General features: G+C 39.0%; 21 protein-coding genes. 6 read left to right on the plus strand and 15 right to left on the minus strand.

Features of this window, described 5'->3' with window-relative positions; translation table 11 throughout:
• Positions 1–95: 95 nt before the first annotated feature.
• Positions 96–1,037, plus strand: coding sequence for an ABUW_2363 family tetratricopeptide repeat lipoprotein (locus WA249_RS02745; protein ID WP_336166383.1), 942 nt, complete (start codon positions 96–98; stop codon positions 1,035–1,037).
• Between the two features lie 115 nt (positions 1,038–1,152).
• The gene (locus tag WA249_RS02750) at positions 1,153–3,159 is read left to right on the plus strand and encodes an alpha/beta fold hydrolase (RefSeq protein WP_336166384.1); all 2,007 of its coding nucleotides are present in this window, start codon (positions 1,153–1,155) and stop codon (positions 3,157–3,159) included.
• Positions 3,160–3,213: 54 nt separating this feature from the next.
• Here WA249_RS02750 and ahpF read toward each other — a convergent pair whose 3' ends face one another.
• The 3 genes from ahpF to WA249_RS02765 form a co-directional block, all read right to left on the minus strand.
• Positions 3,214–4,779: an alkyl hydroperoxide reductase subunit F gene (ahpF, locus tag WA249_RS02755; RefSeq protein WP_336166385.1), complete on the minus strand. Its 1,566-nt coding sequence runs from the start codon at positions 4,777–4,779 to the stop codon at positions 3,214–3,216.
• Between the two features lie 178 nt (positions 4,780–4,957).
• Positions 4,958–5,479: a chromate transporter gene (locus WA249_RS02760; protein ID WP_151767237.1), complete on the minus strand. Its 522-nt coding sequence runs from the start codon at positions 5,477–5,479 to the stop codon at positions 4,958–4,960.
• Positions 5,479–6,039 (minus strand): chromate transporter, encoded by a 561-nt coding sequence (locus tag WA249_RS02765; RefSeq protein ID WP_336166386.1) that lies wholly within the window; start codon positions 6,037–6,039, stop codon positions 5,479–5,481. Before WA249_RS02765 ends, WA249_RS02760 begins: the two co-directional genes overlap by 1 nt.
• A 101-nt stretch (positions 6,040–6,140) precedes the next feature.
• Between WA249_RS02765 and WA249_RS02770 the strand changes: the two genes are divergently transcribed.
• The gene (locus tag WA249_RS02770; protein ID WP_336166387.1) at positions 6,141–7,043 is read left to right on the plus strand and encodes a LysR family transcriptional regulator; all 903 of its coding nucleotides are present in this window, start codon (positions 6,141–6,143) and stop codon (positions 7,041–7,043) included.
• Positions 7,044–7,100: 57 nt separating this feature from the next.
• On the opposite strand, the gene arsH is transcribed toward WA249_RS02770, so the two are convergent.
• The 3 genes from arsH to WA249_RS02785 form a co-directional block, all read right to left on the minus strand.
• Positions 7,101–7,814, minus strand: coding sequence for an arsenical resistance protein ArsH (gene arsH / locus WA249_RS02775; protein WP_336166388.1), 714 nt, complete (start codon positions 7,812–7,814; stop codon positions 7,101–7,103).
• Positions 7,801–8,847: an ACR3 family arsenite efflux transporter gene (arsB, locus tag WA249_RS02780; protein WP_336166389.1), complete on the minus strand. Its 1,047-nt coding sequence runs from the start codon at positions 8,845–8,847 to the stop codon at positions 7,801–7,803. The genes arsH and arsB overlap by 14 nt, the downstream gene beginning before the upstream one ends.
• A gap of 100 nt (positions 8,848–8,947) precedes the next feature.
• Complete coding sequence (locus WA249_RS02785) at positions 8,948–9,277, minus strand: ArsR/SmtB family transcription factor (protein WP_336166390.1); 330 nt, start codon at positions 9,275–9,277, stop codon at positions 8,948–8,950.
• A gap of 84 nt (positions 9,278–9,361) precedes the next feature.
• Between WA249_RS02785 and arsC the strand changes: the two genes are divergently transcribed.
• Positions 9,362–9,790: an arsenate reductase (glutaredoxin) gene (gene arsC / locus WA249_RS02790; RefSeq protein ID WP_336166391.1), complete on the plus strand. Its 429-nt coding sequence runs from the start codon at positions 9,362–9,364 to the stop codon at positions 9,788–9,790.
• A gap of 69 nt (positions 9,791–9,859) precedes the next feature.
• Here arsC and WA249_RS02795 read toward each other — a convergent pair whose 3' ends face one another.
• The 3 genes from WA249_RS02795 to WA249_RS02805 form a co-directional block, all read right to left on the minus strand.
• Entirely contained in the window at positions 9,860–10,021 is a 162-nt protein-coding gene (locus WA249_RS02795; protein WP_000784879.1) for a DUF1427 family protein, read from the minus strand.
• A 57-nt stretch (positions 10,022–10,078) separates the two neighbouring features.
• Entirely contained in the window at positions 10,079–11,953 is a 1,875-nt protein-coding gene (locus WA249_RS02800) for an amidohydrolase (RefSeq protein WP_336166392.1), read from the minus strand.
• A 341-nt stretch (positions 11,954–12,294) separates the two neighbouring features.
• Positions 12,295–12,981 (minus strand): hydrolase, encoded by a 687-nt coding sequence (locus tag WA249_RS02805; protein WP_336166393.1) that lies wholly within the window; start codon positions 12,979–12,981, stop codon positions 12,295–12,297.
• A gap of 200 nt (positions 12,982–13,181) precedes the next feature.
• On the opposite strand from WA249_RS02805, the gene WA249_RS02810 reads away from it, so the two are divergent.
• On the plus strand, positions 13,182–14,072 hold the full coding sequence (locus WA249_RS02810) for a LysR family transcriptional regulator (RefSeq protein WP_336166394.1): 891 nt from the start codon (positions 13,182–13,184) through the stop codon (positions 14,070–14,072).
• 91 nt (positions 14,073–14,163) lie between these two features.
• On the opposite strand, the gene tauD is transcribed toward WA249_RS02810, so the two are convergent.
• Genes tauD through tauA form a run of 4 tightly spaced genes read right to left on the minus strand, consistent with a single transcriptional unit; the run spans position 14,164 to position 17,764 of the window.
• Positions 14,164–15,045, minus strand: coding sequence for a taurine dioxygenase (tauD, locus tag WA249_RS02815; protein WP_336166395.1), 882 nt, complete (start codon positions 15,043–15,045; stop codon positions 14,164–14,166).
• 8 nt (positions 15,046–15,053) lie between these two features.
• Entirely contained in the window at positions 15,054–15,923 is an 870-nt protein-coding gene (gene tauC, locus WA249_RS02820) for a taurine ABC transporter permease TauC (RefSeq protein ID WP_336166396.1), read from the minus strand.
• A complete protein-coding gene (locus WA249_RS02825) occupies positions 15,920–16,714 on the minus strand; it encodes a taurine ABC transporter ATP-binding protein (protein ID WP_086497183.1) in 795 nt (264 codons plus the stop codon). The genes tauC and WA249_RS02825 overlap by 4 nt, the downstream gene beginning before the upstream one ends.
• A gap of 9 nt (positions 16,715–16,723) precedes the next feature.
• On the minus strand, positions 16,724–17,764 hold the full coding sequence (gene tauA / locus WA249_RS02830) for a taurine ABC transporter substrate-binding protein (protein ID WP_336166397.1): 1,041 nt from the start codon (positions 17,762–17,764) through the stop codon (positions 16,724–16,726).
• 441 nt (positions 17,765–18,205) lie between these two features.
• Here tauA and WA249_RS02835 point away from each other — a divergent pair, with 441 nt between their 5' ends.
• Entirely contained in the window at positions 18,206–19,390 is a 1,185-nt protein-coding gene (locus WA249_RS02835) for a hypothetical protein (RefSeq protein ID WP_336166398.1), read from the plus strand.
• A 59-nt stretch (positions 19,391–19,449) separates the two neighbouring features.
• Here the strand turns inward: WA249_RS02835 and WA249_RS02840 are convergent, their stop codons facing one another.
• Both WA249_RS02840 and WA249_RS02845 read right to left on the minus strand, forming a co-directional pair.
• A complete protein-coding gene (locus WA249_RS02840) occupies positions 19,450–20,916 on the minus strand; it encodes an MFS transporter (RefSeq protein ID WP_005304407.1) in 1,467 nt (488 codons plus the stop codon).
• Between the two features lie 195 nt (positions 20,917–21,111).
• Complete coding sequence (locus WA249_RS02845) at positions 21,112–22,503, minus strand: LLM class flavin-dependent oxidoreductase (RefSeq protein WP_336166399.1); 1,392 nt, start codon at positions 22,501–22,503, stop codon at positions 21,112–21,114.
• Between the last annotated feature and the right edge of the window lie 69 nt (positions 22,504–22,572).

Here is a 22,572-nt window from a genome sequence, read left to right on the forward strand (position 1 = left end):
TCATAATGTAACACGCTAACCCTTGCATGTCGGTTTAGCTTTTCCTAGACTTAGCTGTACCAAATCTGACTTTACTAAAATGAACGGAAGATCCTATGAATTTTAAGCCCTTGGCGTATATCATCCTTGCGACCTCAAGTTTAACAGCTTGTACAATGGCCCCCGTAAAACAACAAAAAATTGAGCCATTTGTTTTCAAGGAACCAGAGCTTACTCCTCCTTTTTATGCACTAAATCCTTTTAACTATGATCAACCGCCAGCATTTGAAGTTGCGTTAAAAGACGCTGCGGCACAGCCAGTAACCAAAATGGTGGTTAATCGTCAAGATGACCCAACTAAACAGCTTACTCTCGACGTCAATAAATTAATTGTTCCGACTGTAAATAATTCACAGCGTTCAATGAAATACGCAGTTCTAGCTGGTGAGAATGAAATTGATGTTACGAGCATTGATGACTTCTTACAGTTAGTAGAAGGCAAAGCTCGTCACTACCCACCTCGCTTTACAGATCGCCAAGAACGTAAAGGCTTTGAAAGCAAACTTAAAGAAGTAACACAGCAACTCGATACGCTTGCTGCAAACCCAAATGCATCATTTGATATTTTGCTTCGTGCTTTTAAAGCAAGTGTTCTTGCACGTAATCTTGATTTAGGTACCGTTCATACCACTAGATCTTTAGAATATGCTCAACGTCTTTTAAAAATTAGCCCAGATGACGCAGAAGCAAACTTCTGGTTTGGTTTCGGTTTATCTGAAGGTGGTGGTCAACGTGAAGCTATTCCTTACTTAGATAAAGCCATTAAAGGTAATGTTCAAGAAGCATATCTAGCTTCTGCAAATAACTATATTGCAATGGAACAAAAGAAGAATGCGATCCAGACGCTTAAAAACTATAAAGTGAAATATCCGGATGAATCGGAAATTGCTGATCGTTTAATTCAAGAAATTGAAAAACAAGGTCGTTGGAATGTATGGCAAGTTTTAACTAACCCTGCAATGGCTTCAACTACCCCAAGTGCAACACCTAAAAAATAAACTTAATTAGATAAAAAGGGCTGTTTTGACAGCCCTTTTTTTTATTTGATCATTTGAAAAATATTTTAAAATTTGTATGATCTACCTACCATTGAGCCACTATATTTTGACCATAATGTTTTCAATAAAAAGAAGCAAAATATTATTGACGGTCATGCTACTCGGTTCAATTCTGAGTGGTTGTCAGGTCGTTAATGTTAAACAGCAAGCTTTGAATGTAACTATTGCAAATGAACGCAATAGTATTCTTACACAAGATAAACTCAGCGAAGCAAGTCTGAATGTTTTATCAATGTCTGGTCAGGAAGCTAAAGTCTGCACTGACACACCTGATAACTGTGTAAATCAACTCAAAAAACTTCCTCAGATTTTAGATGAACAGTTTTTATCAGCTGCAAGTGAAATGTATCTGGCAAAAGCAATGGCTTTATCAGATTCTTCGGATTGTAAAATTAGTAGGTTTACTAAACATAAGTCCGAAGCAGAACAAACCAATATTCAAAATAAATATGATGATTGCTTAGATCAACAATTAAATTTACTCGATAAAAGTATTCGTTATAGTTACGCCTATCTATTTTCAACAAAACGTAAGCCTACCGACCGTATTTTTGACAATAGACAAGTTCAGATTCGAGACTTTTACAATCAAGCCATAGCAAAAATGGTGAGTGTCTATGATTTACGCTATCCCAAAAAAGATGTCGTAGAACCTCAAATACATATTGGTAAAAGTGTCTATTCGATTGATTTTGAATTTCACCAGCAACTTGCGGGACAAAAATTAGAAAAGTTAATTTCTAGTTATAATTTAAATTTCTCGGGGTTAAGAACCATTAACCGCCGCGATGGTTTTGGCTCTGAATTTGTAGCGGTTTTTCCTAGTTCAGGAAAAGAAGATATCAATGAATATATTCTAGACCCACTTAAATACAATTATAAAAATGGCGTTAACCCCAATATCCATCATGCACGTTATTTGGCTGCAACTATTGTCGCTGAACCAAAACACGCGACCACTGTTGAAGAAATTATTAATAATTCTGAATTCGTGATTCGCGTTTACGACCCTTATCGCACCGATAATATTAATGTCGCTGGTAAGCAATATCCTCTAGCTGCCAACTTTTCAGCACCTTATGGTCTATGGTTAGCCGAAAATAATTTAGGTGTAGCAGCTTATTTAAGTCTGATTGATCGTGATCAACACTTAACCATGCCGCATCTTTATATGCTTGAGCCATACAACCCCAATAAGAAGATTATTGTGTTAGTTCATGGGCTAGCAAGTAGTCCTGAGGCATGGATTGCTTTGACCAATGATGTTATGGGTGACACGGTTTTAAGAGATAACTATCAAGTTTGGCAAGTTTTTTATTCAACTAACATGCCAATTCTTGAAAGCCGTTTCCAAACTTATGCCCTTCTTAAGCAAGCTTTCGGTTCTTTGAACCCTAGTGACCCTGCGGCACATGATGCTGTTCTTGTGGGCCATAGTATGGGAGGTATTATTAGCCGTTTACTGGTCAGTGATGGTGATATTACCAAGCCGGCTTTAGAGTTGATGACGATTCGTCAGCAAAACCGCTTTAAGAAACATCCAATGGTTACTGAACGATTGCAAATGCATTCAATCAATAATTTTGATCGTGCGATTTTCTTAGCTTCTCCTCATCGAGGTACAGATTATGCAGATCGTTGGTTCACCTTGGCAGCACGTAAAATTATTCGCCTGCCAGGTGCTTTTTTATCGGCTGTAGCGACTTCCCTCACCACTGAAAATTTAGATGTCAAAGATTTCTTGAGTAATATTGATAGCGGCCTTATTCAAAATGGTCCAAGTGATTTGAGTCATCAATCTAAATTTATGGAACTTACGGAAAATATTAATCCTTATAAAGGCTTGGTTTTTCATTCAATTATGGGAAATATCACCAAGAGCGATGATCCAAACGTAATTACAGATGGTATTGTTCCGTATAAAAGTGCTCACTTAGAAGGTGCCAAATCTGAGAAGGTTCTTCCAGGTGGACATTCAATTCAGTTAACGCCGCAAGCCGTTTTAGAACTGCGTCGTATTTTACGAGAACATTTAGTCGAACATGGTTTATATAAACCATAAAAATAAAAAGAGCCAAAGGATAACCTTTGGCTCTTTTGTTTCTGGATCTAAATCTTACTGCCCAGAACGGATGATGTAATCAAACGCAGAGAGTGATGCTTTGGCACCTTCACCTGTGGCAATAATAATTTGCTTGTAAGGCACAGTCGTACAGTCACCTGCAGCAAACACACCTTTGACATTGGTTTCATTGCGGTCATTCACAATGATCTCACCACGGTTGGTTAACTCAACTTCACTGTCTTTTAAGAAGTCAGTGTTTGGCAGTAAACCAATCTGTACAAAGATCCCTGCAAGCTCGACCACATGTTCTTCATCAGTGGTACGGTCTTTATATTTAAGACCTGTCACTTGTGAGCCATCACCTAATACTTCTGTGCTTAAGGCATTCATAATCACGGTTGTATTTGGCAAGCTATGCAGTTTGTTTTGCAAAACTTGGTCAGCACGTAGTTTTGTATCGAACTCAACTAAAGTCACATGCTCAACAATTCCTGCAAGGTCAATTGCAGCTTCAACACCTGAGTTACCACCACCAATCACCGCTACACGTTTGCCTTTAAATAATGGACCATCACAATGTGGGCAGTATGCAACACCACGGGTACGGTATTCTTGTTCACCCGGTACATTCATTTCTCTCCAACGTGCACCTGTTGAAAGGATCACTGTTTTCGATTCAAGTTTTGCACCGTTTTCAAGTTCAACTTCAACCAGACCATTTATCGTTTGGTTTGCACCTGTGATTTTACTAACACGTTGCAGGTTCATGATATCAACATCGTATTCACGAACGTGTGCTTCCATCTCGGCAGCAAACTTAGGACCTTGAGTCTTTTGCACTGAAGTGAAGTTTTCAATGTCCATGGTATCCATGACCTGACCACCGAAGCGTTCAGCTACGATACCCGTGTTAATGCCCTTACGTGCTGCATAGATTGCTGCTGTTGCACCCGCAGGTCCACCACCAATCACCAATACATCAAAAGCATCTTTGGCATTGAGTGCTGCTGCATCTTTTTCAGCTGAGTTGGTGTCGAGTTTCGCCACAATCTCTTCAAGCGTCATACGACCTTGGCCAATGTGCTCATTGTTCTGGAACACCATCGGTACAGCCATGATTTTGCGTTGTTCAACTTCGTCTTGGAAGAATGAACCATCAATCATGGTTGCTGTTGTGTTCGGGTTATAAATGGCAATCAGGTTAAGCGCCTGTACCACATCCGGACAGTTATGACAGCTTAACGATACAAACACATCGAAGTTGGCTTTGAGGTTTAAACCTTTAATCTGGTTGAGCACTTCATTTGACACTTTAGGGGCATAACCAGACACCTGTAACAGTGCCAAGATCAAAGATGTAAACTCATGGCCCATCGGTAAGCCGGCAAAAAACACACGAGGTTGTTCACCTGCTTTAGCCACACCAAAGCTTGGACGACGTGTATTGTTACCATCAAAACGAGCAGTCACCTTGTCAGAAAGTTCAGCAATTTCGGTAACCAGCTCTTTAATTTGAGCAGCTTTATCTGATTGATCCAAAGCAGCAACTAATTCGATTGGACTTTCTAAACGTTCTAGGTAAGCTTTTAATTGAGTTTTAATGTTTTGATCTAACATCTGTTTTTACTCCAATGCATCCAAATTCTTTCAATAGATGCATAGTACGTTAAAACACAAAATAGGTGAAACAGTATGTTTTTATATATTCAATCGGTTTTTTAGATTTAAATTTTATTTACTTCAATGAAAAAAGCCAACTTGAACTCATCCAGCGCAGGTCGGCAAACTGGTTAAACTAGAGTAAGACCACACCAAATACCGCCCCAGCAATCAAGACATGCAAGGGATGAACCTTTTTAATTAAAGATAATAAAGTTGCAATGACTACCATAATGACAAGTAAAGTATTTATTGCCGCTGCCTCAGAAATAATCCACGCACTGGCAAGCACAGTTCCCACAGTGACAGGTTGTAAAGCAAGCTGTAAAACACGGCGCCATTTCTTATCTTTAAATTTTGACCACCCTCTCATTACAAACACAGTAATAATTGATGAAGGTAAAAATTTAGCTGTAGACGTTACCAGTAGACCTGACAACCCAGCTACATGCCATCCTACCAACGGTACAATCATCATGTTTGGACCGGGAGCTGCTTGAGCCATGGCAAATAATGCACTAAATTCTTGTGCCGTCATCCAGTGATGGATGTCGACTACTTGACGCTGCATTTCAGGCAAAATTGTATTGCCGCCACCAAATGCAATAAGAGACAACTGAGTAAAAATGATCGCTAAAGCAAGTAGAACTGCTCCCATTACACACGTCTCCAAATAATAGATGAATAAATTGCCAACAAAATTAGCATGGTCAAAAGCAAAGAAATTTTTAGAAAAGCAATACTGATAATTGCAGCCACGACAACACACATCGCTATCGGGTTACGTAATAATGGTTTCAACATTTTTAAGCCAGTTGCTACCAGAAGCCCTGCTGCTGCTGCTCCTAACCCTTCAAAAAGATGCTTAACCATTAAATTATTTTGGAACTGCTCATAAACATAATGTAAAAGTACAACAATAACAGTAGGTGCAAGGATCAGACCAATGAGCGAGCTCACTGCACCACGAACACCCCGAAATTCCATGCCAATCGCAACCGAGAGATTAATGATATTGCCCCCTGGTAAGAATTGACACAGACCAAGTAACTCAGTGAATTTTTCAGGACTTAACCATTGTCTCTGCTCTACAATGACTTTTCTTGCTAAAGGTAAAACACCACCAAATCCAATTAAACCTAATGTTAAAAAACCTAAAAATAACTCTGTGCAGGTGGGTACACTCTCCTTCCGCACGGCAATCTCAACATGGTTCATTTTCGTTACTTTTCACTTTATCTGACCAAGATAGAATGATACTTTTGTGATATATCTACAAATGCTTTTATTTTCACTAAGCATACCCTAAAGGTATTTCTATGCTAGATTTACATAAGCTTCATGCCTTTGTAGTAGTGGTTGAAGAAAGAAATATTACGCATGCAGCAAATCGATTGTTTATACAACAGCCGCCTCTAACGCGTTTACTCAAAAAACTAGAAGAAGAACTTGGTACACAATTATTTATTCGCCAGCCTCGAGGAATTGAACCAACTGAGGCTGGTTTAGCCTTATTTAAAGAAGCACAGCTTTTATTAGAGCATGCCAGACATATTCCCCAACTCGTCCAAGATGTTAGCCAAGGTAAAACTGGTCAACTCAATATTGGTTTTACAAGTTCTGCGGGCTTACATCCGCTTATTTCACTCGTATTGCGCTCATATCGAGAAATGTACCCAGCTGTACAGACTAAACTTGAAGAAGCAGGCAGCCAAAAGCAATTAGATTGGTTAATTTCGGAAAAGCTTGATATTGCTTTTTTAAGAGCGCCGATTAGTCGTGATATTGGTTTGAAACATCTGCATATATTAGATGAGTCAATGGTAGTGGCATTGCCCATAGGCCATCCACTTACAAAAAGAGAGAAAATTAGTTTAGTTGACTTATCTGATGAGAATTTTGTTTTATATCGTCGTTCTTCAGGACAAGGCTTATATGACAATATTTTATATAGTTGCTACCAAGCAGGCTTTAGTCCGCGCATTGTTCAGGAAGCACCTCGACCTACCGCTACATTAAATTTAGTCGCTGCTGGAATTGGTATAACGATTGTGCCAGCCTCAATGCATAACTTTTGGGAACATGGAATTGTATATCGGGAATTTGATGATTCAATAAAACTGAATGCGCCTATTTACTTGATTACACGAGAAAATGAAAACTCGGCTAAAGTTTCAAACTTTATTGAACTTATGCAAAAACTTTTGCCCACAATCACCTGAGTGTAAAAACTAAGCAATAAAAAGTGCTCCAAATGAAGCACTTTTTCATGAAACTGTTTATTTTTGATTTACTCGTTTTGACAGCTCTTCTGCCGATTCTTTGCGCTCAGAATAGCGATCTGTCAAATATTCTTTTTGCCCACGCGTTAATAATGTGAACTTATACAGTTCCTCCATCACATCAACAATTCGATCATAGTAAGAAGAGGGTTTCATGCTGCCATCTTCCTCAAACTCCAAAAATGCTTTTGCGACAGATGACTGATTTGGGATGGTAATCATACGCATCCAACGACCTAAAATACGCATTTGATTGACTGCATTAAAAGATTGCGAACCACCACTGACTTGCATGACTGCTAGGGTTTTACCCTGAGTTGCACGGATTGCTCCAACTGCTAAAGGAATCCAGTCAATTTGAGCTTTTAAAATTGAACTCATCGCACCATGACGTTCAGGCGAGCACCACACCATGCCTTCTGCCCAAGCTAATAGTGTATGTAATTCTTGGACTTTAGGATGATCTGTTCCTGCATCCTCAGGCAAAGGTAAACCTTTAGGATGAAAAAGTTTGACCTCCGCACCTAAATATTCAAGAATTCGTCCAGCCGTCAACACAGCAAAACGGCTATAAGAACGTTCACGATTAGAACCATATAGCAATAGAATGCGTGGTGGATGTTCAAGTTGCTGTGCTTGCACTTGTTCAAAGGTAGGCTTATCTAAAAGATTTAATGCCACATTGGATAAATCATTGTTAAGACTGTTCATGTGAGAAATACTTTTTCTTGAGCCAAAGAGAAACTGAAACGAGTGAAATTAAAACCGGAACTTCAACCAATGGTCCTATCACTGTGGTAAATGCTACAGGTGACGCTAAACCAAATGTTGCAATAGCAACGGCTAACGCGAGCTCAAAGTTGTTACCCGCAGCGGTAAAGGAAATGGCAGTGGTACGTGAGTAGTTATTCCCCATACGTTTACTCATAAAGAAGCTAATGAAGAACATCACCACAAAGTAAATCGTCAGTGGAATCGCAATTCGCAGTACATCTAGAGGTAGGCTCACCACATCGCCACCTTTTAAGCTGAACATCGCCACAATGGTAAAAAGCAATGCAATCAAACTAATCGGACTGATTTTTGGCAAGAATTTAGTTTGATACCAATCTAATCCTTTTGCTTTCACTAAAATGAGTCGCGTGAGGAAACCCATTAAAAATGGAATACCTAAATACACCAATACAGCATGGGTAATGGTCCAAAAATTCACATCAATGACTTGCCCCGCCACACCAAAATATGGCGGCAAGAAAGTTAAGAAAAGCCATGCATAAGTACTAAAGAATAAAATTTGGAAAATACTGTTAAAAGCAACTAAAGCAGCAACATATTGGTTATCCCCACAGGCCAAACCATTCCAGACCAATACCATTGCAATACAACGTGCCAAGCCAATCAAAATAAGGCCTGTCATATATTCTGGATAGTTATGCAGAAAAATAATCGCTAAAACAAACATCAAAATTGGTGCAATTAACCAGTTTTGTACTAAAGACAAAGCCAACGTTTTTTTATCTTTAAATACTTCCGGTAAAGCTGCGTAATCTACCTTTGCCAAAGGTGGATACATCATCAAAATTAAGCCGATTGCGATCGGGATATTAACGTTATCTACACTTAATTCATTCAAAGACACAGATGCCTGAGGAAAGAAAACTCCAATGGCTAAACCTAAAGCCATTGCAATGAAAATCCATAGCGTCAGGTTTCGATCTAAAAATGAAAGCCCTTGTCTGGTCATGTTCTACTCGAAGAAAGAATTGATTAATTTTGTTCAATACACAAATGATTGATACACCTATGCTAGAAATCCGAATTTTTAAGATAGAAATATAGGAAGATTAATCGCAGCACGTTGTCGTGATGAAAGGCTGATCTTGTTGTTTTACTCCTGTCTCACTCTCGTCATTTTCTATCACCTTTAAAATATCTAAAGCCCATACAGGTAAATCAGGATTTAAACTGTAATAGACCCACTGACCTTTTCTTTCATCCAGTAATACGCCATGAGTTCTTAATAAGGCCAAGTGTCGAGAAATTTTGGGTTGGCTCAACTCAAGCTGCTCTGTTAGCTCACAAACACAAATATTTTGTTTATTTAGAACTAATTTAAGAATATTTAACCGAGTTTGGTCAGATAGACATTTAAAGAAATCGACGTGGTTGATCATATCTACAACATAATATATTCGTTATTGCAAATATACGGATATCCATATATAAATGCAATATCTTAATTCGACCCTGAATTTACCATGACTGAGCTAGTGAAGATTTATCATAACCCTGCTTGCGGAACCTCACGCAATACATTAGCGCTTATTCGTCATGCTGGGATTGAACCCAGTATTATTGAATATTTAAAAACACCACCGAGTAAAGATGAATTGATTCAACTCATTAAGGATTCAAACTTAACTGTACGTGAAGCCATTCGTAAAAATGTTGATCCATATAAAGATTTAGAGATAGAACAAGACAACTGGACCGATGAGCAGTTAATTGATTTTATGGTGGAGTATCCAATTTTAATTAATCGCCCATTTGTGGTTACACTAAAAGGCACACGACTTTGCCGCCCTTCTGAAGTCGTGCTCGACATTTTAGATGCAAAAAACTTAGGCTATTTTGCAAAAGAAGATGGCGAAGTAATCATTGATGAACAAGGCCGTCGTATAAAGTAATTGAAGATATTTATTAATATAAAAAGCTAAATGGCATTGAACCATTTAGCTTTTTTTGAATGAAACGGATTAAAAATAGGATTTGATAAAAGGAAGCAGTTGCTCTCCAATTACCATGCCTAATAAACCGACTAATGCAACAAGAGGTGGAGCTGGTGACTTAACATTTAAAACGTAATATAAGACACCAACGAGCAACCCTACAGCCAAAGATAACAAGTACATTTTCATCGTACATACCTTAGGGAAGCAAGCCATTTAATGAGGCAGGTTCCCATACTGTTTTATTTAAAATGCAAAACAAGAACACCCAAGTGCACCCCAGAATGATTTTTTATCCTTATCATTTACAGGAACGTCAAGCATCCAAGAGTGGCTATGCCCATGCATGCCACAACTGCTAGCACATTCACACAATGCACTTTGTGACTGTAATGATTGATTCGAAGGCGCATTACGATTTTCAGATAAACGCCACTGACCACCAAAGCGTTTTACCGGCGACCATGTTGGAGATGCTGGCGGCAACGGCGGATCGTCTTGCTTAAACTCAGCCCCTGCATATACCACTTTTCCACCTAAAACAGTGAGTACAGACTCAATCCACTGGATATCTTCTGCTTCAATTTTGAAGTAGTCATCAGACAACACGACCAAGTCAGCAAGTTCCCCGGTTGTGAGTGAACCTTTGACATCTTTTTCACCTGAGAACCAAGCCGAACCTTTAGTCCAGAGTTTGAGTGCAGTCTGACGGTCTAATAGATTTTTTTCATCATAGAGTGGCAAACCACCGACTGTTTTACCCGTACTTAGCCAGTATAAACATACCCAAGGGTTATAGGATGCAACTCGAGTCGCATCTGTCCCCGCACCGACAGGAACACCAAGTTCTAACATTTTCTTAACTGGTGGCGTTGCCTGAGCGGCTTCGGCACCATAACGTTTTACGAAAATCTCACCTTGATATGCCATACGGTGCTGAATGGCGATACCACCACCCAACGCACCAATACGTTCAATATTACGCTCAGATACGGTTTCGGCGTGATCAATAATAAATCGAGTTGCGAATGGCTGTTTTGAATTGACGCGCTCAAATACATTGAGCAAACGATTAATGCTTTCATCGTAAGTTGCATGAATACGGAATGGCCATTTCTTTTCAGCCAAGTGTTCTACGATGGCTTCGAGTTCACCTTCCATTTTTTCTGGTAAATCTGGACGTGGTTCATAGAAATCTTCGAAGTCACCCGCTGACCAAGTCAGGTTCTCACCTGCTCCATTCATTCTAAATAACTCATCACCATCACCCGGAAATGTCATTTCTGTCCAACGGCGATAGTCATCAAGCTCTTGGCCTGCCTTCTGAGCAAATAGATTATAAGCAATTCGCACTGTCATTTGATTTTGATCGTGTAATTGCTTAATCACATCATAATCTTCAGGGTAGTTTTGACCGCCACCGCCTGCATCAATTGCTGAAGTAATGCCTAATCGGTTCAACTCACGCATGAAATGACGAGTTGAATTGACTTGATCTTCAACTGGCAATTTCGGCGCTTTACCTAAGGTCGAATATAAAATCATAGCGGATGGCGTTGCGAGCAATAGACCAGTTGGTTCACCCTTTTCATCTCTTACAATCTTACCACCCGGTGGATCCGGTGTATCTTTGTTAAAGCCTAATACATCAAGCGCAGCTCGATTCAACAAGGCACTGGCATATAAACGTAAAACAAAGACTGGAGTATCTGGCGCAGCTTTATTAATTTCTTCTAAAGTCGGTAAACGCTTTTCAGCAAACTGGAACTCAGTCCAACCACCTACTACACGGACCCATTGTGGAGCTGGCGTATTATCTGCTTGCTCTTTAAGTAAGCGTAGTGCGTCTGCAACGGATGGTACACCTTCCCAGCGCAGTTCCATATTGTAATTTAAGCCACCACGAATAATATGCAGATGACTGTCATTTAGACCCGGTATAACGCGACGACCATTTAAGTCTACGACTTTGCTTGTAGGTGTTGCGAGCTTCATAACCTCATCATTTGTACCCGTACGTACGACTTTACCATCTGCAATCGCAATTGCTTGGACTTCGGGATTCTGAGGATCTAGTGTTGTGATTTTACCGTTTATGAGTATGAGGTTTATTTCGGTCATTCTGAACTCCATTCTTGTGAATTATCGTTCTAAAAAATAAAGGTATAGCAACATATATATTTCATTATTCTTTTTGATTTTACACGACGGAGTCTGACCGTTTTACATCCAATAAGGGTAGTTAATTCTGTTACTTTTCTTTCGGGAAAAGTAACCAAAATCTGAGCTGCCCTTAAGGCAGCGCAAGATCTGCAAAACTCGTTCAATTACAATCTTTTCAGATTTTGTCCCGCCTCGAACAGTTGCAGATGGCTTTTCCACTTATCAAATATAGTCAAAAATCGAATAAATCAACTTAAATATTGAATACTAGACATGCCTTTACCTAAATCAGTACTGTTTTATTTTGCAGGAACTGGTGCAAGTACTTCGTGTTTTGATGCGGTACGTTCAGGCGCCTTATGTACCATCGTATAGGCATAATCAACGCCCATACCGTAAGCACCAGAGTGTTCACGTACAATTGCCATCACTTGATCGTACGTATCACGATGTGCCCAATCACGTTGCCATTCGAGTAAGACTTGCTGCCAAGTTACTGGAATAACACCCGCTTGAATCATGCGCTGCATAGAATAATCGTGTGCTTCTTTCGATGTACCACCAGAAGCATCTGCAACCATATAAATTTCATAATCGCCTTCCAGCATAGCACCGAAAGCAAAAGTGTTATTGCACACTTCAGTCCACAAACCTGAAACAATCACTTTTTTACGATTATTTTTTGCAAGCGAATCACGTACTTTTTGGTCATCCCATGAATTCATTGAAGTACGTTCTAGTAATGGAGCATCTGGAAATACATCTAAAAGTTCCGGATAGGTATGTCCAGAGAAGCTTTCTGTCTCAACTGTCGTAATCGTGACAGGAATATTGAATGTTTTAGCTGCTTTTGCTAACCCTACAGTATTATTTTTTAATACTTGGCGATCTATTGACTGTACCCCAAAAGCCATTTGTGGCTGATGATCAATAAAAATAACCTGACAATTGGTTGGTGATAATTGTTCTAAAAGTGATTTATTCATGAATAACTCCGTTATTACTGATAAGTTTTGTGTTTAAGTAAATAATCTAATGTTTATTATCAAAACAGATAAAAATGTAAAAAAATAGACAGTAAATCAGCTCGAATCTGTATGCTGTACGAATACAATAAAATCAATGATTGCTTTTTAATTTTTATAGTTTAATCATTGATATATATTTTTTTAACTTTTGCTTATCCATGGATCGATTAGACTGTATTTCCACTTTTGTAAGTGTCGTAGAACATGGGAATTTTAGTAGCGCAGCCAGAGCACTCGATATTTCTCGTGACTTAGTGGCCAAACGTGTTTGCTACCTCGAAAATGACCTGAAAACCACTCTGTTAACCAGAACCACAAGACAGATGAACCTCACCTCTTGTGGAGAAAAGTTTTATCAGCATAGTAAAGTCATTTTAAGTGAGTTTGAATGGGCTGCCTACGAAATTAGCTATAATCAGCAGTACCCAGAAGGTGAACTCAAGCTCAATACACCCATGTCTTTTAGCAATATTTTTCTTCAAAATATAATTTCAGACTTTATTGAAAAATATCCCAGCATCAAAATTGATTTATTCATGACTGATCAACTACTAGACATGAATAATAATAAATTTGATTTAACCATTCGCGTAGATGGCTCTCCTCCAAACTTAGCAAATAGTAAAATATTAAATACCTATCAGCGCTATCTATATGCGACACCTGAGTATTTTAATCAGCATGGATTACCAGACTCATTAGAAGAACTTAAAGAACATAGATTTCTGATTTACTATCAAGATAGTCGACATAAAAAATTGATTTTTCAAAAAGATCAGAAAGAAGTCTCTTTCAATTGCTTCCCAGTCATGACCTGTAATAATGGTGAATTATTATTAGATATGTGCTTGAAAGATCACGGTATCGTCTTTCTTCCAGAGTTTATTGCAGAGCCTTACTACAAAGAAGGTAAATTACAGAAATGTTTGGAGGACTACACCAGTCAGCCACTTCACTTATATGTGACATGGCCAAACCGTAAAATTTTGTCGAAGAAGGTAAAACTGTTTATTGATTTTTTAACGCATCAAATTGTGCCCGTAAAATAAGTGATCTGGGCCTTTTCGATAAGAATTGGCCCAGTACTTTTAGTTGGTTTGAGTCGTTTTAATCTTCTTTTTTAAATAAACTATGCTCGACTTAAACTTCAGCTAACTCTGGCTGTTGTTCATTTTTATAAAATGGCACATCACCGTTAATGGTTGCACGGTGCATGATGCGATGAGCATCGCCATAATCAAATAATGCTTTATGTTGCGTACAACGGTTATCCCAAATCGCGATATCACCATCTTGCCACTTCCAACGCAAATGAAATTGCTCTTGGGTCGCATGTTCAAACAAGAAATCAAGTAATTGCTCACTTTCTTGTTCAGATAACTCATTAATGCGAGTGGTAAAGCCCTCACTTACAAACAACAAAGGCTCACCTGTAACCGGATGGGTACGCACCACTGGGTGAACCACTGGTGGGTTACGCTTAAATGTTTGTAAAAGCTTTTCACGTTCTTCTTCGTTATGAGCAAAACGTTCAAGCGGAAAAGACTTACGAATATCATGGGTTGCCGTTAAGCCACGTAGTTTTTGCTGTAACTCAAGCGGAAGCCCTTTAAAAGCCGCTGTATTACTCGACCACAACGTGTCACCGCCTACAGGTGGAATTTTAATGGCTTGCAACACACAACCTAAAGGTGGATTTTTACTAAAAGTCACATCTGTGTGCCAAAGTTCATTGTCACGCAAATCTTGTTTCCAACTATCGAGCACCATCAATTCAGGTACATCTTCAATTGACGGATAAATCGGGTGCACATGTAAACTGCCAAAACTACGTGCCAAGTCTGCTTGTGCTTGCGGTGCTAATTGTTGCTTTCGAAAAAAAATAACCTGATGATCAAGCAAAGCCTGCTGGATTTGTTGCGTTGTCTGTTCATTTAACGCATTCAAATCAATATCGTGAATAATTGCGCCAATGGTAGGCTTGATCACTTCAATATTTAAGTTTGCTACTACTGTATTCATCTTCTTTACTACAACTGCTGACCATACCAAGGAGAAAACTGTTTTTGTAACCAACGTAAAAACAGCTCAAAACTAACTGCGACAATCGCAATTACAATAATGCCCAGAATCACCGTATCGGTAATTAAGAACTGTGCTGCCGATTGCACCATAAAACCAATACCACGGTCCGCTGCAACCAACTCTGCTGCAACTAATGTTGACCAGCCTACCCCGAGACCAATACGAATACCGGTAATAATATGAGGTAACGCCGTCGGTAAAATGACATGCCAAAATACTTGTGCCTGACTTGCTCCTAGCGACAATGCCGCACGTTCACGATTAAGCTGATGGCTTAACACACCATGTGCACTACTAATGATGACCGGCGCCAAAATCGAGAAGAAAATCAAAAGTACTTTTGTGGTTTCGCCAATACCGAACCAAATGACGAGTAAGGGTAAATAAGCTAACGGCGGAATTGGACGTAATAATTCAACCAAAGGATCTAGAACAGCGCGAACCCATTTGTTCAGGCCCATCCATAAGCCCAGTGGTACACCAATCACCACGGCAGCAATCAAGGCTAAAAACACACGAGAGATACTGGCTGCTAAGTGTTGCCACAAAGTTGCCTTCATAAAGCCTTCTTGGCTGACCGTTATAAATTTTTGCCATACTGCCTGTGGGCTAGGTAAAAACAGTTCAGGTACGACATGCAAAGCAGTAATGAGAAACCAGAATGCAACCACACTTCCCACACTAATTATGCTGACCGCCAAAGTGCGATGCTTCTCAAAAAATGACGATAGAAATGAAGCATTTTCTGTTTGCACATCTGGCTTAAGTTTTAACCCTGCTTTGTCATATTCATAGACGTTATCTTTAGTACTCATGTGGTTAACGCCTCCTTACCGCTTTGTTTTTGTGCCCTTAAACTTTCAAACAGCTGTTCTCTTAGCTGAATAAATTGAGGGTCAGATTTAATTGAGCGAATAGACTCGCCCTGACGATATCGATTAGCAAAATCGAGATGTAGAGTTTCTACAATTTTGCCCGGATGTGCTGTCATCAGTACTAACTGATTGCTGAGCAATAATGCTTCTTCAATGTCATGAGTAATTAAAAAGAAGCTTTTATTTTGTTGAATCCATAAATCGAGCACTAACTGCTGCATGTTTTCACGCGTAAAAGCATCTAATGCAGCAAAAGGTTCATCTAATAAAATAAACGGCGCGTGACTAATCAAAGCTCTGGCAATACCAACACGTTGTTTCATACCACCAGAAAGTTCCCAAATATTGGCTTTTTCAACGTGGCTTAAACCTACAATTTTCAAAATTGCGTTCACTTGTGCTTCGATATCCGCGCGCTTTAAACCTTTTAACTGCAAAGCGAAGCCAACATTATCTGCAACATTCAACCAAGGAAGTAATGCATGATCCTGAAACACGACAGCGCGGGTTACATCTGGTCCATTTACCACTTCATGATTTACAAGCACATCACCTGAACTCGGCTTTTGAAACCCTGCCAAGATATTAAGCAAAGTTGTTTTGCCACAACCTGACTCGCCCAAAATGACGGTTAAAGAACCTTCTTCAATCGTTAGGTTAATGTCTTGTAAAACTGGCTTTTGCTGTTTAGGAAAAGTCAGATGAATATGTTTGGCTTCTAGTACACTCATGACAACTCCTTAAGGCTGCAAAAATGAAGAATTCACATTGCCTTTATAATCGGCTTTCAGTTGATCGACTTTGCCCTGACCTTTTAAGAACTTCGCTGTATCAAAAATATTTTGCGCAAATTCACCATCTAAAGTTTGTTTTTGCTGAGCATGGTCAAGGTAGATGTTTCCACTTAATAAAAGTGGGATATCTTTTGGATCAGAACCAGTGAGCTGCGCAATTTTTTGCACGTTATCGGCATCTTTAACGTAAGCGGCTGGATCTTGATTATATTTTTCAAGCTGCTCCAGTGTGGTTTTAACAAAAGATTTTAGGAAATCAGGATTTTTCTCTGCAAAGTCTTTACGCACAACCCATAAGTCGTAGGTTGGAGCGCCCCATTCGCCGACTTGTTTTGAGTCGGTTAAAACCGTGCCAGATGCTTTAGCTTTACTTAAAGCTGGTTCCCATACATAGGCAGCATCGATATCACCACGCTCCCAAGCAGCTGAAATTTCAGGTGGACGCAAGTTAATAATTTTTACTTTGTCTTCTGGAATATTCCAATGTTTAAGCGCAGACAAAAGACTGTAATGCGTGGTTGAAACAAACGGTACAGCAATGGTTTTGCCAATTAAATCTTGAGGAGTTTTAATGCCTGATTTATTACTTACCACTAATGCTTCAGATCCACCAAGTTTTGATGTAATTAAGAAGACTTCGATCGGTAAATCACGGCTTGCCGCAGCAGCAAGTGGACTTGAGCCAATATTGCCAAGTACGACATCGCCTGAAGCAAGTGCATTGACAACATCTGAACCTGCATCAAATTTTTTCCATTGAATGTTACGTTGGCTATGTTTTTCATATTCTCCATTGGCCTGCGCAACTTTGCTTGGGTCCACCCCTGTTTGGTAGGCAATGATGACAGGTTTGCTGTCGCTAACTGAAGCACTTGTATTATTGTCTTTTTTATTTTGCCATACGATAAATGCAACAATTGCTACAACCACAATTGCCGTGATAATCAACGGTTTGGTCTTTGTGCTCATAATTTCATGATCTTTCAATAATATAAGCTCATGGTATGCAGCTGGCTTTATAATGAAAAATAAAAAAATATGAGTTGCTTATCTATTTTTGATAAATAACTTTTTCATATAAGTTTTTATCTTTTGGTAAAAAGCAAATATCAACCAAACTTACAGATTAGCCATAAAATTAAAATACTTATATATCAATAATTAAAAAGGATATTCAAAAAACACATGATAAGAAAAACCTGACACACCTACTCTAATTATTTTATCCTACTCATTTCGTCATTTTTATTTTTTGCTTATTGCATCCAGAGTTTTGCATCTAATTAATTTTCTTTCTTTTATATAAAGTTCAGATTTTATTATCTTTTTATCTTAAAACCTCTGCAAATATTGAGATTTGGGCAAATCTTTTTCTGGTTTATACATGACGCAAATTTAATTTTTATTTTTAAGAGGAGAAAAATTCTTTTGTTTAAACATTCTCAAATTTTGAAAAAAACATTAATTACAACGTCTTTAATTACATTTAGCCTTTCAAGTCATGCAGCGCTTATCTTTGGCAATGCTGAAGAAGGTGAACTTAAAGTAAGTGGTACTGTTCGGGCTAAATATATTTATGATTTTGACTCTGATCCCACTACCAGTAAATTTTCCTTTAATGACGCCGTATTATGGCTGGACTACAACTCTCCGAAATGGATTGGTCGTTTAGATTATCGGGTTTATGAATATTATGGGCGTTTAGGCGATGCCAATTGGCTTACAGATGCATGGATGGGTTATAAAATTAATGACAACAGTAAAATTATTGCTGGCTTAAACCCCGTTCCTTTTGGCTTGGGTCGCTTTTGGGGAAATACTTATTATTTAGGCATTGCCAATAGTGCAGGTTGGGAAGATGTACATAACCTTGGGGTGAAATATGATTTCAATGATGGAATCAATGAAGCACAACTCGCCTTTTATCCTACCGATGGTGGCACCTATAGAGGTAAAAGCAAAGACTCGAGTCGATTTAGTATCAACCCTGTCAATGCGGATGACTCAGTACCACAAGGCACCAATACTAAAGAAAAGAACTCCATTGTTGTTCGCGGTGCTCATACGTTTAAAAATGTCTTAGGCCAAGAAAATTTTTCTACCCAACTGGGCGCCTCTGCATGGTACTCCACCATTGAAAATAAACGTTCAGCGCAAGATGGCGATCGCCAAGTCTATTCAGTTTTTAGCAATACCAATTATAACCAATGGAATTTACAGCTTTTGGCTGGTTACCAAGACATTGATAATGCCGACACCCAATATAAAGATCACCTGACTTTGGGCGGTTTCGATTATTCATTTAACTCTGCAACCAAAGGTCAGATTTACTCAGCAGAACTGAGCTATTTATTTCCTCAGCAGTTTGGCCCAATTACCTCTGTTCGTCCTTACCTAAACTATAGTTCTTATCGAAAAGAGCAAGATGGGTTTAAAGATTCAACTCGTTTTATTCCCGGCATTGCCTTTAACTATCAAAAATTGACCGTACAAGCCGAGTTGCTGGTGGGTAAACACGATCCATATCTAGGAGATAGTGAAGGCCTTGCGGCTGGCGGAAGCAATGATAAATGGAATAAAAAAGCGTTTGTAATTTTTGCTTATTACTTCTAACTCTTAAAATAAAGGCCAACAGATGTTGGCCTTTATTTATCTAGATATCTATTTTTACTCTAGTCGATTACTGGTGAATTATTGAGAGGAAGTTCTGTTTTATCTTCATCGATAACATCGACATCTTGGGCGGTAGGCTCAAACTTAATCAGTAGTCCAATCACAATTAAAGGAATAAACGCAAAGATAGAAATAATCAGGTAAACATCGGTTTTATATCCCGCCATCCAGATCGGTAAAACAAACAAAGCGATTGCTTGAGCAACACCCGTTACTGCACGGTTAAAGCCGACACCAACGCCACGAATCGAAGCAGGATAAGCCATGGTTGGATAAACCATCATTTGTGCCCCAGGCCCAAAGCCTTCAGCAAAAAGCCACAAACCGAGCATGCCAATTGCGGTGTAGAGTAAAAAGCTATTCCCGGGTTCACCAATGAATGCTAAGGCAATGAGGGCTATAAACTGGAGTAAAAAGCCTGTAAGCAACACATGACGAGATTTAAATCTGCTGGCAACAAATACCCCTAACAGCCCACCCGTAAATGCAAATAGCAAATTGAGTCCGAGTGTTGTAGTAATGGTCGTCAAGACATCGGTATGAAAGAAACGCGTTAAAATAGAAGGTAAAAAGAAGGCAATGGTCGTGTACTGAAATGCTACCGAAATGTGAATCACAATTGCCACAATAGTTCTTGGCAAATAGGTTTTATTAAATAAAACTGCAAAACCCTCACGCTTTTTCTTTTCAGCAGTTCTCTCTACTTTTTCGACTGTTGCAACGGCATTAATTGCATAGGATTCTTGTAGAACTTTAGCTGCACCTTTTAAATCGCCTTGGTTTGCAAGCCAGATTGGTGATTCAGTTAAATATTTACCGCGAATAAAAATAATGAGTAACGCTGGCACTGCTCCAAAAATTAAAGATGCTCGCCATAACCAGTTGCTATGCTCAGGCGGTAAAAGAAAGTAAAGCGCCAGAACTAGACCAAAACACACCGAAGAAGCGGCATACCACATTGGGCACCATGCAGCTAAACGAGCCGCCTTGTTGCTACTACCGTTAAATTTGGAAAACTCAGATAAGTAAGACATTGCCACAGGCAGATCAATACCCACACTAATCCCCATAATAAATCTGGCTAAAATTAAAACCCATACATTCGGTGCAAAGCCTGCGACAATTGCCGCAATGACAAAGAGCACCATGTCCGCCATGAAGACCCGATAACGGCCGATTTTATCTGTCAGCCAACCACCAATCAGGTTACCAACAATGGTTCCGCAGACAATTGCTGAAGCCACCACACCAGTCATCACAGGGCTTAAAGAAAACTCTGAGATAACTTGCTCAATACCAAAGGAAAGCGTTGTTAAATCATAGGCATCAATAAACACCCCAATCAGTGCCAACCAAATAACTTTATTAGATTTACCCTTCCCTGCAAATTTGGAAATTAATTGTGAAACATCATCGGGAGATTTAATTTCATAACGATGGTTATGATCGAGTTCTTGTGTGCTCACTTAATAATTCCTGAATTTTAATAACAGAAACAAAATAATGATTATTCACATCATATAAAAACAAATTAATCTGATGTTTTAATCTAAATTATAGATTTATCTTTTCATTATTAACTCAGCAGTAAAACCGATATAAAAAAGACAAAATAAAAGCTGGTATTTAACCAGCTATTTATTTAAAGGCTTTCCAAAATACTAACTCGCCTCAGCAAGTTTTAATTCTTTTAGATTACGATATTTTGCACCACGGTGATTTTCAGGCAAATATGGACCAGCGCCAAATAATTTCTCTCTTAATGTTCCTTGTGCATATGAGGTTTGATATACCCCTCTTTTTTGCAACTCTGGCACAATAAACTCAACCACATCCGCAAAGGTTTGATGAGCCAAAATATAGGCAAGGTTAAAGCCATCAATATCGGTATCTTCAACCCATTGCTGTAGAGCATCTGAAACGGTTTCTGCCGAACCCACTAACACAGGTCCATTACCACCTAAGCTGTTCCAATTTGCAATTTCTTCAATGGTCCAAACACGCTCTGGATCTGCATTTACATAAGAATCTAATAAAGATTGAATCGCGTTGGTTTGAATGTATTCAACGTTGTCCGTTGGTTGATATTGTGAAAAATCGACACCAGACCAGCCAGACAGCAATGTTAACGCCCCATCATAGCTTCCATAACTTTGATATTCTTTAAACTTAGCCTGAGCTTTTGCATCGGTTTCATCAGTTACAATCGACAAAAGTGCATAAATTTTGACAGAGTACGGGTCGCGGCCTTCTTGAGCCAATTTTTGGCGAATGCCTTGCACAACTTTTTTAGTGGCAATTTTAGACGGTGCTGCAATAAATACACATTCGGCATTTTGACTGGCAAACTTCTGTCCGCGTGAGGATGCTCCCGCTTGGTAAAGTACTGGTGTTCGCTGCGGTGATGGCTCACAAATATGGATGCCCGGTACAGTAAAGTATTTACCCTCGTGTTGAATTGGATGCACTTTTTTATGGTCAGCAAAGACACCACTTTCACGGTCACGCAGGACCGAACCTTCTTCCCAAGAACCTTCCCAAAGTTTATAAAGGACTTCTAAATATTCATCAGCAATATCATAACGATTGTCATGATTGACCTGAGTTTTTAGGCCCAAGTTTTTTGAACCACTTTCCAAATAAGAAGTCACAATATTCCATCCAACTCGCCCTTTGGTTAAATGGTCTAGCGTGCTAATACGTCTAGCAAAAGGATAAGGATGCTCAAAGGAAATAGAAGTCGTTACACCAAAGCCTAAGTGCTTTGTGACTGCCGCCATAGCAGGCACAATCTGTAGCGGATCATTGACTGGAACTTGTACCGCACCTGTTAAAGCATGTTCAGCACTTTGATGATAAACGTCATAAATACCAAGCACATCTGCAATAAAAATACCGTCAAAAAAACCACGTTCCAAAATTTGTGCTAAATCTGTCCAATATTCTAAATCTTTATATTCAACAGATCGATCTTGTGGATGTCGCCATAATCCAGGAGATTGGTGAGCAATACAATTCATTTCAAAAGCATTAAAACTAATTTTCTTAGTCATAAAATATCAACCAGCATTTTAATTATTTTCATACTAAAGCAATTTTCACATCTTCTTTATAATATAAAC

Source organism: Acinetobacter sp. 161(2023) (assembly GCF_037027805.1).
Classification (GTDB): domain Bacteria; phylum Pseudomonadota; class Gammaproteobacteria; order Pseudomonadales; family Moraxellaceae; genus Acinetobacter.